9 protein-coding genes and 2 pseudogenes are annotated in these 12,472 nt (G+C 72.4%); 1 reads left to right on the forward strand and 10 read right to left on the reverse strand.

Annotation, left to right across the window (positions count from 1 at the left end; all coding sequences use genetic code 11):
* Window positions 1-16: 16 nt before the first annotated feature.
* The 8 genes and pseudogenes from KRR39_RS17510 to dacB form a co-directional block, all read right to left on the reverse strand.
* Complete coding sequence (locus KRR39_RS17510) at window positions 17-1,057, reverse strand: endonuclease/exonuclease/phosphatase family protein (RefSeq protein ID WP_216938761.1); 1,041 nt, start codon at window positions 1,055-1,057, stop codon at window positions 17-19.
* A 147-nt stretch (window positions 1,058-1,204) separates the two neighbouring features.
* Window positions 1,205-1,816 (reverse strand): GTP cyclohydrolase I FolE, encoded by a 612-nt coding sequence (folE, locus tag KRR39_RS17515; protein ID WP_216938762.1) that lies wholly within the window; start codon window positions 1,814-1,816, stop codon window positions 1,205-1,207.
* A 1-nt stretch (window position 1,817) separates the two neighbouring features.
* Window positions 1,818-3,824, reverse strand: coding sequence for an ATP-dependent zinc metalloprotease FtsH (gene ftsH / locus KRR39_RS17520; protein WP_216938763.1), 2,007 nt, complete (start codon window positions 3,822-3,824; stop codon window positions 1,818-1,820).
* A 136-nt stretch (window positions 3,825-3,960) separates the two neighbouring features.
* Window positions 3,961-4,512 (reverse strand): hypoxanthine phosphoribosyltransferase, encoded by a 552-nt coding sequence (hpt, locus tag KRR39_RS17525; protein WP_216938764.1) that lies wholly within the window; start codon window positions 4,510-4,512, stop codon window positions 3,961-3,963.
* Between the two features lie 4 nt (window positions 4,513-4,516).
* On the reverse strand, window positions 4,517-5,506 hold the full coding sequence (gene tilS / locus KRR39_RS17530) for a tRNA lysidine(34) synthetase TilS (RefSeq protein ID WP_216938765.1): 990 nt from the start codon (window positions 5,504-5,506) through the stop codon (window positions 4,517-4,519).
* Window positions 5,507-5,508: 2 nt separating this feature from the next.
* Window positions 5,509-6,240 (reverse strand): annotated as a pseudogene (locus tag KRR39_RS17535) (zinc-dependent metalloprotease); the annotation flags it as partial.
* Window positions 6,241-6,289: 49 nt separating this feature from the next.
* Window positions 6,290-6,592 (reverse strand): annotated as a pseudogene (locus KRR39_RS25105) (zinc-dependent metalloprotease); the annotation flags it as partial.
* A 9-nt stretch (window positions 6,593-6,601) separates the two neighbouring features.
* Window positions 6,602-8,107, reverse strand: a complete 1,506-nt coding sequence (gene dacB / locus KRR39_RS17540) for a D-alanyl-D-alanine carboxypeptidase/D-alanyl-D-alanine endopeptidase (protein ID WP_216938766.1) — start codon at window positions 8,105-8,107, stop codon at window positions 6,602-6,604.
* Between the two features lie 2 nt (window positions 8,108-8,109).
* Here dacB and KRR39_RS17545 point away from each other — a divergent pair, with 2 nt between their 5' ends.
* Window positions 8,110-8,676 carry an inorganic diphosphatase gene (locus KRR39_RS17545; protein WP_436972061.1) on the forward strand — a complete coding sequence of 189 codons (567 nt, stop codon included), beginning with the start codon at window positions 8,110-8,112 and terminating at the stop codon, window positions 8,674-8,676.
* Between the two features lie 11 nt (window positions 8,677-8,687).
* Here the strand turns inward: KRR39_RS17545 and KRR39_RS17550 are convergent, their stop codons facing one another.
* Window positions 8,688-10,640 (reverse strand): acyl-CoA dehydrogenase family protein, encoded by a 1,953-nt coding sequence (locus tag KRR39_RS17550; RefSeq protein ID WP_216938768.1) that lies wholly within the window; start codon window positions 10,638-10,640, stop codon window positions 8,688-8,690.
* Between the two features lie 55 nt (window positions 10,641-10,695).
* Window positions 10,696-12,186 (reverse strand): C40 family peptidase, encoded by a 1,491-nt coding sequence (locus tag KRR39_RS17555; RefSeq protein WP_216938769.1) that lies wholly within the window; start codon window positions 12,184-12,186, stop codon window positions 10,696-10,698.
* Between the last annotated feature and the right edge of the window lie 286 nt (window positions 12,187-12,472).

Below are 12,472 nucleotides of genomic sequence, written 5' to 3' on the forward strand. Positions count from 1 at the left end.
GCGAGGATGCTAGCCGTCAGGGCAGCGTGAGGGTGGCCCTCATCATGTTGTGGTCCGACGGGATCGTGCCGGTGAGCTGCATCGAGCCCTCGTCCACCGCGGCGACGACCTCGAACTCCCGGACCGGCAGCGAGTTGCTCGCGAAGATCCAGTCGATGCCGTTGCCGGTGCGCGGCGTGGACGACGCACGGTCGTCGCCGTAGCCGCCGACGGACCGACGGAAGCCGTTGAACGAGTTCACCCAGGCGTGCCGGGTGCTCTGCGCCCGCAGGGACGTGGGGTTCGTGCGGTAGCGCTGGCCGAGGGTGTCGCCGTACCCCGCGCTCTCCATCGCCGGCAGCATCGTGGCGGCGTAGGGGGAGTACTTCGAGGTGTTGAAGTCACCGGTCGCGATGACCGGGCGCGAGCCCTTCATCGAGTTGATCTTGGCGATCATGTCGCCCCACTGCTGGATCCGCACGGGGATGCTGTACGGGTCGAGGTGCGTGGTGGTGAACAGGAACTCCTTGCCGGTGGCCCGGTCGCGCAGGACCGTCCAGGCCAGGTAGCGGGCGGTCTTGCCCGGGACCTGGTGCGGGTAGCGGTAGGCGCCCCTGTAGATCAGCGCGAGCTTGTCGTGGTTGTAGAGGATCCGGTTGTCGCCGGAGGCCGCACGGTTGCGGTAGTGGCACTTGTTGGAGCTCCAGGCCCGCACGCAGTTGTACGACGCGGTGCTGGTCAGCGCGTAGTGGCCGCCGGCGGCGTTGAGGCCGTTGCGCAGGTCGAGGAACTGGGTGCTGCCACCCACCAGGCGGCTCTTGTAGACCGTGCTCTGGTTCGCCTCCTGGATGCCCACCACGTCGAGGCCCTGCCCGAGGATCTGGCTGATGATCGTCCCGCGGCGGTCCTTCCAGACGTGCCGGTCGCCGCTGGCGCCGGGGTCGGCGCTCACCGTGACGATGTTGAACGTGCCGACCCGCAGGTCGGTGCTGGTCCTGGCGGTGGCCGGCGCTCCCGTGCTCACCGTGGCCGCCACGATCGCGCCCAGTGCGCAGAGCGCAGCGGTAACAGTCCGCATTCTCATTGGTTGCCCTTCGTCGCCCGAGATGTACTAGAAAGGAGTATCGGGCGATACTAAGGGCCACTTGAGGGCTCTTTCGAACCCAAGAGTGTGACAAGGGGCATTCTTCCGGAAGCTCAGCCTCCGGGCGTCAGGTCCGGAAAGTCAGCGTCCGGACATGATGAGGCTCATGGCCTCGGCGCGGGTCGCCGCGCGGTGCATCGAGCCCCGGACGGCCGAGGTGACCGTCTTGGAGCCCGGCTTGCGCACGCCCCGCATGGTCATGCAGAGGTGCTCGGCCTCGATCACGACGATGGCGCCGCGGGCCTCGAGGATCTCCATCATCGCGTCGGCCACCTGGGTGGTCAGCCGCTCCTGGACCTGGGGGCGCTTGGCGTACACGTCGACCAGCCGGGCCAGCTTGGACAGCCCGGTGATCCGGCCGTTCTCGTTGGGGATGTACCCGACGTGGGCGACCCCGGTGAACGGCACCAGGTGGTGCTCGCACATCGACCACAGCTCGATGTCCTTGACCAGGATCATCTCCTCGTGGCCGGCGTCGAACGTGGTGGTGAGCACGTCCTCGGCGGCGAGCCGCATCCCGCCGAGCAGCTCCTGGTAGGCCCTGGCGACCCGGGCCGGGGTGTCGAGCAGACCCTCGCGGTCCGGGTCCTCCCCCACCGCGATCAGCAGCTCGCGGACCGCCGCCTCGGCCCGCGGCCGGTCGAAGTCCGGGATGTCCGGCCGCGGCTCCTGGCTGATGCGGTCGATCGCCATCTCAGTCGGTGCCGCGCACGTTCGGGTCGCCGTGCACGTCGCCGCCGCTGCCGGGGGGCGTCAGGATGACCGCACCCTTGGCCTCGTCGGCCGCCACCCCGTTGGCCGCGCTCTTGGGCACCACGACCGGCGGGATGTCCGAGGGCTCCCGGCTGGGCGACCCGGTCCACGCGGGACGGGCCGGCCGGCGGCGCAGCGGGACGAAGACCTCGGCGATCTGCGCCTTGTCGAGGGTCTCCTTCTCCAGCAGCGCGGTGACCAGCGAGTCGAGCACGTCGCGGTTCTCGACCAGGATGTCGAAGGCCTCCTGGTGCGCGTTCGCGAGCAGCGTCTTGGTCTCCTGGTCGACGATCGCGGCAACGTCCTCGGAGTAGTTGCGCTGGTGCCCCATGTCGCGGCCCAGGAACGGCTCGGAGCTGTTGTCGCCGAGCTTGATTGCGCCCAGCCGCTCGGTCATGCCGTACTCCGTGACCATCGCCCGGGCCACCGAGGTGGCCTTGTCGATGTCGTTGCCGGCGCCGGTGGTGGGGTCGTGGAAGACCATCTCCTCGGCGGCCCGGCCGCCGAGCATGTAGGCCAGCTTGTCGAGCAGCTCCGAGCGGGTCTGGGAGTACTTGTCCTCGTCGGGCAGCACCATCGTGTAGCCCAGCGCCCGGCCGCGCGGCAGGATCGTGACCTTGTGCACCGGGTCGGTGCCGGGCAGCGCCGCGGCCACCAGGGCGTGACCGCCCTCGTGGTAGGCGGTGATGAGCTTCTCCTTCTCGCTCATCAGCCGGCTGCTGCGCTGCGGACCGGCGATGACGCGGTCGATCGCCTCGTCGAGCACCTCGTTGTCGACCACCTTGAGGTTCTTGCGGGCGGTCAGCAGCGCGGCCTCGTTGAGCACGTTGGCCAGGTCGGCGCCGGTGAACCCGGGGGTACGACGGGCGACGCTCTTGAGGTCCACGCCGGGGGCCATCGGCTTGCCGCGCGAGTGCACCTGGAGGATCTGGTGGCGGCCCGCGAGGTCGGGGGCGTCGACGCCGATCTGCCGGTCGAAGCGGCCCGGGCGCAGCAGCGCCGGGTCGAGGATGTCGGGACGGTTGGTCGCCGCGATCAGGATGACCCCGCCGCGCACGTCGAAGCCGTCCATCTCCACGAGCAGCTGGTTGAGGGTCTGCTCGCGCTCGTCGTGGCCGCCGCCCATGCCGGCGCCGCGGTGCCGGCCGACGGCGTCGATCTCGTCGATGAAGACGATCGCCGGGGCGTTCTCCTTGGCCTGCTCGAACAGGTCGCGCACCCGGGAGGCGCCGACACCGACGAACATCTCCACGAAGTCCGAGCCGGAGATCGAGTAGAACGGGACGCCCGCCTCACCCGCGACCGCGCGGGCGAGCAGCGTCTTGCCGGTGCCGGGCGGGCCGTAGAGCAGCACACCCTTGGGGATCTTGGCGCCCACGGCCTGGAACTTGGCGGGCTCCTGGAGGAACTCCTTGATCTCGCCGAGCTCCTCGATGGCCTCCTGGCAGCCGGCGACGTCCGCGAACGTCGTCTTCGGCATGTCCTTGGAGATCAGCTTGGCCTTGGACTTGGCGAACTGCATGACGCGTCCGCCGCCGCCCTGGACCTGGTTCATCAGGAACAGGAACAGCACGATGATGATCACGAAGGGCAGGAAGGTGGCCAGGATCTGGCCGAGCAGGCTCGGCTTGGCGACCTTGGTCTGGTAGTCCTCGATCGACCCGTTCTTCACGCCGGCCTCGGCCGCGTTGATCAGGTCGCGCTGCTGACCGGCGACCCACGACGAGGTGACCTTCTTGCCGTTGTCGAGCTCGGCCTGGATGGTCTGGTCGCGGTCGATGAACGTGACCGTCTTGACCGTCCCGTCGCTGATGTAGCCACTCATCTTGGAGGTGTCGATCTCCTGGTACCCGCCGTTGGGCGCGAGGTACTGCAGGGCGATGAGCACGCCCACCACGGCGACGACGATCCACAGCCAGGGACCCCGGAAGATTCTTTTGACGTCCATGTTTCGGGGTCTAGACCCCGACCTCCTGACAGCTCAGACCAACGACGACACGACCGTACACGCGGAGTACAACGAACCGGACCACGCCGTCCGTTCCACCTATTGTCCCCCGTGGCCTGTGAGCCGCGTCTCCGGGTCAGGAGTAGACGTGCGGCGCGAGGGTGCCGATGGAGCGCAGGTTGCGGTAGCGCTCGGCGTAGTCGAGGCCGTAGCCGACCACGAACTCGTTGGGGATGTCGTAGCCGACCCACTTGACGTCGACCGACATCTGCAGGGCCTCGGGCTTGCGCAGCAGCGTGCAGATCTCGACCGAGGCCGGGGCGCGCGAGGTCAGGTTGGAGACCAGCCAGGACAGCGTCAGCCCGGTGTCGATGATGTCCTCGACGATGATCACGTGCCGGCCGGAGATGTCGGTGTCGAGGTCCTTGAGGATGCGGACCACGCCGGAGGACTTGGTCCCCGACCCGTAGGACGAGACCGCCATCCAGTCCATCTCGAGGTGCCGGCTGAAGTGCCGGGCCAGGTCGGCCATCACCATCACCGCGCCGCGCAGGACGCCGACCAGGAGGATGTCCTTGCCTTCGTACTCCGCCTCGATCTCGGCGGCCAGCTCACCGAGCCGGGACTGGATCTGCTCCTCGGTGAAGAGGATGTTCACCAGGTCGCCCTCGATGTGCGATTCGTCCATGGCGTCAGCCTGCCACAGGGGTTCGGCGGAACCCCAGCCAGTCCCCGTCGCGGAACGCGGTCAGGTGACCGGGCAGCCGGACCTGCTTGCCGCGGACCGGGCCGGGCGGTCCCGGCACCAGCTCGGCCATCGCCAGCACGTGCACCCGGAACAGCTCGGCGTCGGGGCAGCCCGCGGCCAGGGCGGCCCGCCGGAGCACCCGGACCACGACCGCCCGCGGCTGCGCGGCCAGCCGGGAGCACGCGAGCGCCCCGTCCCGGTCGACCTCGCGGAGCACCGCGTCGGCGAGACCGTCCAGGGCGGCGGAGTCCTCGCGGAGCTGGTCGGCGGTGCGGGCCAGGGCCACGGCGACCCCCGGTCCCAGCTCCCGCTCGAGGACCGGCAGCACCTCGTGCCGCACCCGGGACCGGGTGAAACGTGGGTCCTCGTTGTGCGGGTCGGTCCAGAACCCGATTCCCTCGTCGCGGCAGGCCACCTCCGTCTGGGCGCGCGTCACGTCGAGGAGGGGCCGGCGGTAGGGGCCGAAGGCGGGGCGCATCCCGGACAGCGACCGGCTCCCCGAGCCGCGGGTCAGCCCGAGCAGCACGGTCTCGGCCTGGTCGTCGAGGGTGTGCCCGAGCAGGACGACGTCGGACCCGCTGCGCTGCGCGACCTCGGCCAGCACGGCGTACCTCGCCTCGCGGGCGGCGGCCTCGGGGCCCTGGCCGGCGGCGCTCACCGCGACCCGCACCGAGACGGTCTCGTCGACGCCGAGCGACGCCATCTGCGCGACCACCGAGGCCGCGTGGGCCGCGGAGCCCGCCTGCAGCCCGTGGTCGACGGTCACCCCGACGACGTGCCGGGCGGTGCGCCGCGCCTCGAAGACGGTGGCCGCCAGCAGCGCGAGGGAGTCCGCGCCGCCGGAGCAGGCCACCAGCACCACCCCGTCCTCGACGTCGGCCAGGCAGCGGCGGACGGCGAGCCGGACCGCGGCGACGGCCGGGGGCAGCGTCACGGCTAGCCGTGCACGCGGCGGACCCAGGCCTCCGGGTCGCCGATCTCGTCCTTGGACGGGAGGTGCGCCGCCTCGGACCAGACCGCGTTGAAGCCGTCCATCCCGACCCGGTCGATGGCGCCGCGCACGAACTTCGCGCCGTCGCGGTACTGCGCCATCTTGGCGTCGAGGCCGAGGAGCCGCCGCAGCAGCCGGTCGCCGGGACCGGCGCCCTTGCGGCGCTTGTTGAAGGTCGTGCGGATGTGCTCGACGCTCGGGATCACCGAGGGGCCGACCCCGTCCATGACCACGTCGGCGTGCCCCTCGAGCAGCGACATCACCCCGGTCAGCCGCTCCATGACGACCCGCTGCTCGGGGGTGGAGAACAGGTCGAGCAGGCTGACGTCCCCGTCGCCGCGGACCAGGTCGCCCATCCGCTTGACCGCGTCCCCGACCATCGCGGCGATCTTGGCGGGGTCGAGGTCCACGGCGCCGACGAGGTTCTCGATCTCGCCGTGGATGTGGTCCTTCATCCAGGGCACCGCGGTGAACTGCACCCGGTGGGTCTCCTCGTGCAGGCAGACCCACAACCGGAAGTCCGTGGGGTCGACGCCGAGCTCCTGCTCGACGTGCACGATGTTCGGGGCCACCAGCAGCAGCCGGCCGGCGGCCGGACCGGCGTCGCCGGCCAGGCCCGGGCCGGAGTAGAACGGGTCGAACTGGCCGAGCACCTTCGAGGACATGGAAGCCGAGCAGGCCGCCGACCTCGAGGCCGGTGACCTTGGACCCGACCGCGTCGGTGACCGCGTTGGGGGTCGAGCCGCGGCGCGCCTGGAGCTTGTCGACGAGCGGGCCCATCACCTGGGCGAAGCCGTCGGCGTTGGCCTGGATCCAGCCGGTCCGGTCCACCACCAGCACGGGTGCGGTCCGCTCGGAGGCCACCAGGCCGGTGAACTCGGCGACCAGCCCGGTCGAGCGGTCGGCGTCGGCCTTGAGCTCCGCGACCACCGCGTCGGCGTCCGGACGGGTGATCGCCGGCCCCGGGCCGGCGATCCGGGAGGCGGCGGAGACGGCGAGGTCCCAGTCGATCATGGTGCGTCCTGACATGCTCCGACCCTACGGGGTGGCTGCGCAGGTGCAGCCGGCCAGCGCTGCGGAGATCTCGTCGAGCAGGGACCGCGCGGCCAGCGTGTTCGGCAGCCGCACCCGGTCCGCGATGGCGACGAAGCCCAGCACCGCCCCGTCCACCGTGGTCACCGTGCCGGTCAGCCCGTGCACCCCGGTCAGGGTGCCGGTCTTCGCCCGGACGGTGCCCAGCCCGGCCCGGTCCCCGGTCTGGAACCGGTAGGCCAGGGAGCCGGTGAACCCGGCCACCGGCAGGTCGGCGACCACGCTGCGCAGCCCGGGGTGCTCGGGAGCGGAGGCGGTGGCGATCACCGACAGCAGCGTCCCCGGGGTGATCAGGTCGTGCCGGGACAGCCCGCTGCCGTCGTACACCCGGTCCCCGGTCAGGTCGACGCCCAGCCGGGTGAGCACCGACCGGACGGCGCGGGCGCCGCCCGCGAAGGAGCCGGGCCGGCCCTCGGCCAGCGCCACCTGGCGGGACAGCACCTCGGCGCCCTCGTTGTCGCTGACCTCGAGCACGTGCTGGACGACCTGGGCGAGCGGGGCGCCCTGGACCGAGGCGAGGTCCTGGGCGCCGTCGGCGGCCGGCCCCGGGGACGGCCGGCCGAGCACGGTGATCCCGCGCCGGCGCAGGGCGTCCGCGAACACCTGGGCCGCCGCGGCGGCCGGGTCGGCGCTGCGCCCGGCGAGCCCGGTGCGCTCCCGGCCCTCGTCGACCCACAGCGGCGAGATCGGGCTGACCACGGCGTCGGGGACGTAGGAGGGCTCCCAGCGCGGGTTCACCGCCGGACCGGCGAACAGCGAGGTGTCGTAGCCGAGCCGGACCCGCGACCGGCCGACCGCGCGGAGCCCGCGGGCGGTGGCCCGGGCCAGGGTGTCCAGGTCGGCGCGGGCCGGGTAGGTGCCGTCCGGGTCGCCGGCGGTGCGGCCGAGCAGCGGGTCGCCGCCGCCGACCAGCACGATGCGGGGCGAGGACGGCGTCGCGACCACCCGGGTGGTGAAGCGGTGGTCGGGACCCAGGGCCTCGAGCGCCGCGGTGGCGGTGAGCATCTTCAGCGTCGAGGCCGGGGTCACCAGCCGGGCGCCGTGCCGGTAGACCACGGTGCCGTCGGGGAGCTGGGCGACGTCGACCGCGACGTGCCGGCCGAGCCGGCGGTCCGCGACCAGCGCAGCCACCGCCCGTCGTACGGCGGCGGGGTCGACGGGCACGGCCGCGGAGGTCGGCGCGACCGCGGCGGCAGGCCGGGCGGCGGGCAGCTCGAGCCCCGGGGGCGGGAGCACCTGCGCCGGCTGGGTCACCGGGGACGGGAAGTCGAACCCGAACCAGCGGGCGCCGAGGTCGAAACGGAAGGTCAGGCCGGCCGCGACCAGGACCAGCACGACCAGGCCGGCGGTGCTCCGGCGGAACCACCGGGAGCGGTCGCGGACGTGTGCTGCGTCACGTTCCGGCACCTCGAACCCTCCCGGCTCCTCGTTCCCGACGTTCGTGCGGGACACTTATCGAAGCAGACCGCGGCAGTCATGGAGGAAGTGCAGTGGAGTTCGACGTCCTGGTAGAGATCCCCAAGGGTCAGCGCAACAAGTACGAGGTCGACCACGAGTCGGGTCGTATCCGTCTCGACCGGACGCTGTTCACCTCCACGCAGTACCCCGCCGACTACGGCTACATCGAGGACACCCTCGGTCTGGACGGCGACCCGCTCGACGCGCTGGTGCTGCTGCAGGAGCCGACGTTCCCGGGCTGCCTGATCAAGTGCCGCGCGATCGGCATGTTCCGGATGACCGACGAGGCCGGCGGCGACGACAAGGTGCTGTGCGTCCCCGCGACGGACCCGCGCCTGGAGCACCTGCGCGACATCAGCCACGTCTCCAAGTTCGACCGCCTGGAGATCCAGCACTTCTTCGAGGTCTACAAGGACCTCGAGCCCGGCAAGTCCGTCGAGGGCGCCAACTGGGTGGGTCGCACCGAGGCCGAGGCCGAGGTCGTCGCGTCGTTCCAGCGGGTCAAGGACCTGGGCCGGCCGATGCCCACCACCCGCGCGCAGGGCGCTCCCAACCCGCACTGATCGCGCCCGCCTCAGCTGCCGGAGAACTCCAGCAGCTCGGTGCGGAGCATCTCGCGCGGGATCCCGAAGGCGTCGACGAGCTGCTGGGCCAGCGGGCGCAGCCGGCGGCCCAGCTCGTTGACCTGGGCCGTGACGGCCTTCGCCCGCGCCCCGGAGAGCCGGCCGTGCTCGAGGAACCAGCCGCGGTCGGCCTCCACGCCGCTGAGCGCGGAGAGGTCGCACAGCAGCTTGAGCGCGTCCCGGTTCGGGCCGGCCTCGACGGTCGCGAGCTTGTCGAGGAACGCCTCGAGCACGATCCGCTCGACGTGCGCGTGGGCCGCGCCGATGACGTGGTCCTGGCAGCGACTGAACACCTCGGCCGGGTCGGTCCCGGCGTCGATACCGCTCTTGAGCCGTCGGGCCAGGGAGGCCAGCAGGTGCTCCTCGCGCCAGGTCAGCAGCTCGAGCTGGTAGCGGCTGTCCAGCAGGTCCGGGACCTCCTCGGCCGTCCGGCCGCCCACCGGCACCACGTCGCGCAGCCGCTCCAGGACCGAGCGGGCGTTGGTGCGCTCGAGCACCGTCTCCACCGCCGTGGACGCCACGAACCGCACCAGCCCGATCTGGTCGAGGTCCTCGAAGGAGTCCTTGTAGTCGGTGAGCAGGCCCTTGGCGACCAGCTGCATCAGGATCGTGTTGTCGCCCTCGAAGGTGGTGAACACGTCCGTGTCGGCGCGCAGCGCGTCGAACCGGTTCACCGACAGGTAGCCGGCCCCGCCGCACGCCTCGCGGCACTCCTGGATGGTCCGGGACGCGTGCCAGGTGCCCAGCGCCTTGGTGCCGGCCGCGCGTGACTCCAGCGCCCGGCGGGCCAGCTCGGCGGCCCCCTCCTCCTCGATGTCGGAGAACGCTGCGTGCAGGTCGGCGGCCACCCGCTCCTGGGCGAAGTGCAGCGCGTAGGTGCGGGCCAGCAGCGGGAACAGCCGGCGCTGGTGCATGCCGTAGTCGAGGAGCACCTCCTCGGTGCCGGAGCCCGGGTTGCCGAACTGCCGGCGCCGCTGGGCGTACTCCACGGCGATCGCCAGCGCCACCTTGGAGGCGTTGACCGCCGCCCCGCCCACGCACACCCGGCCCTGCACCAGGGTGCCGAGCATGGTGAAGAACCTCCGGTTGGCGTTCTCGATGCCGGAGGTGTAGCGGCCGTCCTCGGTGACCGCGGCGTAGCGGTCCAGCAGGTCGGTGCGCGCGACCCGCACCGAGTCGAACCAGAGGCGTCCGTTGTCCACGCCGTTGAGGCCGATCTTGGGCCCGCAGTCCTCGATGCGCACGCCGGGCGCCGGCTCGCCGCGGTCGTCGCGGATCCGGACCACGAACGCGTGCACGCCGTGCGACTCCTCGCCCACCACGAGCTGGGCGAACACGACCGCGTGGCTGGCGTGCCGGGCGGCGTTGCCGATGTAGTCCTTGCGGGCCCGGTCGTCCGGGGTGTCGAGGACGAACTCGCCGGTCCCCGCGTCGTACGTCGCGGTGGTGCCGAGCGCCTGCACGTTGGAGCCGTGGCCGGACTCCGTCATCGCGAAGCAGCCGAGCAGCCGACCGTGGATCAGGTCGTCGAGGTAGGCCTCGTGGTGCGGCCGGGTGCCGAGCTGCAGGATCGCGCCGCCGAACAGGCCGAACTGGACGCCCACCTTGACCACCACCGACAGGTCCCCGAGCGCGAGCGTCTCGAAGGCCGCCACCGAGGCTCCGACGTCGCCGCCGCCGCCGTACTCCGCGGGGAAGCCGAAGCCGGTCTGCCCCGTGGCCGCCATCTCCTGGACGACCTCGAGGACGCGTTCGCGGAACTCGTCGCGGGGCAGCGTCCGCTGGTCCTCGAGGATGCCGGCGTGCGCGGCGAGGTTGCTCCGGACCAGGGCACGCACCTCGGCGTACTTCCCGTCCAGGGTCGCGGTCAGGGCAGGGACGTCGAGCACGTCGCGGTCGGCCATGCCCTCATGCTTCCACCCCGGGCCGGGCTCGAACCGTGCAACTTGTCACACGGGGTTACAGGCGCACCGCGAAGTCCGGGTACCACGCGTAGATCGTGTTGTACCGGACGTTCGCGCCGGTGTGCGGGGCCTCCAGGAAGCTCCCGCCGCCGAGGGCCAGTGCCACGTGGTGGATGCCGCTGGGCCGGCCGTTCGAGCTCCAGAACAGCAGGTCGCCCGCCCGGGCGTCGGCCACCGGGATCGGGGTGCCGGCGTCGTACTGCGCGACGGAGTAGTGCGGCAGCGACCTCCCGGCGGCGGCCCAGGCCCGCATCGTCAGCCCGGAGCAGTCCCACGAGTCCGGACCCGTGGCGCCCCAGCGGTAGGGCTCGCCCAGCTGCGCCTTGGCGTAGGCGAGCACGCCGTCGATCCCGCCGCTGGGCGCCGGCGGGTCCGGCGGCGTCGGCGGGGTCGGCGGGGTCGGCGGGGTCGGCGGGGTCGGCGGGGTGGGCGGCGTCGGCGGGTCCGGCGTGGGGTCCGGCTTCGGGGTCGGCGTCTGGTCCTGGCTCTGGGCCTGGTCCTGGGCCTGCTGGGCGGCCTTCTTCTTGGCGGCCGCCTCGTCCGCGGCCTGCTGCTGGGCCGCCGCGGCCTGCTCGGCCGCCTTCTTCTTCGCGGTCGCCTCGTCGGCGGCCTGCTGCCGGGCGGCTTCCTCGGCGGCGGCCTTGGCGGCTGCCGCCGCCTCGGCCCGGGCCCGGGCCTCGGCCCGCTTGCGGGCGATCTCCTCCAGGGCGGTCTGGCGCTGGCGGGCCAGGCCGACCGAGATGTGCTGGGCCTGCGCGAGCGCCCGGATCAGCCGGTCCTTCTCGGCGGCGATGCCGGCCGCCTCGGACTGGGCGGCGTCCGCGCTGGCGGTGGCGGCCGCCTTGGCCTCCTCGGCCCTCGCCGCCAGCACGACCTGCCGGGCCTTGGCGTGCCGGGCCTTGCTCTCGAAGACCTGCGCGAGCGACTCCGTGGCCGCGAACCGCTTGTAGTCGGCCTGCAGGGCGGTCGAGGCGCCCTGGAAGGCGGCGTACTGGTCGAGGACGCGCTCGGGGCCGTCGGCGCTCATCATCGCGTTCAGCGCGGTGAGGTCCCCGCCGTTCTGGTACGACTGCGCGACCAGGCCGCCGATCCGGTCCCGCTGAACGGCGACCGTACGACGGGCGTGGGCGGCGTCCGCCTTCGCCTGCCGGTAGGCGTCCCGCGCCTGCTCGAGGTGCCACATCGCGCCGTTGTAGGCCTCGGAGGCCTGCTCGGCGCGCAGGTTGGCCTCGTCGAGGCGCTGGTTGGCCAGGAGCAGCCGGCCCTTGATGGCGCCGACGTCGTGCGCGGTGCGCTCGGCGCGGGCCTTGGCGCGGTCGACCTGGTCCTGGCTCGGGTAGGCGCCCGACCCGTCGCCCGATCCGCTGCCGGCCCCGTTGCCCTGGTCGCCCGAGGCGACCGGGACGGCCGCCACCCCGAGGCCCACCGTGAGGGCCAGGGCCAGGGTCACGGTGGCCGCGGGGGTGGCCAGGCGCAGTCGTCGCAAGGGTCGAACCTTTCGTCCGCCCCTCGAGCCGCTTCCCTTCGGTTCGCGGGGCTGTGTCGGCGGCGCCGTCGACCCGCGGGGACTCTCGTTCCCCGCGGTCCGGTGGCACCGGGTGCGTCCACCCGAGCGGGGACTGCCGAAGGAACGCTAGTGCTCATCAGTCACAAAGGGAACAGTTTCCCCAATAAAAACTCTGGCCCCACGGCGTGTCCCCTTGACAAACTACAAGGATGTAATTCACAAGAGACGGCCCCGGGCACGCCTGAGCGACCGCCGGGGAGGGTCG

The sequence above is a fragment of the Nocardioides panacis genome (assembly GCF_019039255.1).
Lineage (GTDB): Bacteria > Actinomycetota > Actinomycetes > Propionibacteriales > Nocardioidaceae > Nocardioides_B > Nocardioides_B panacis.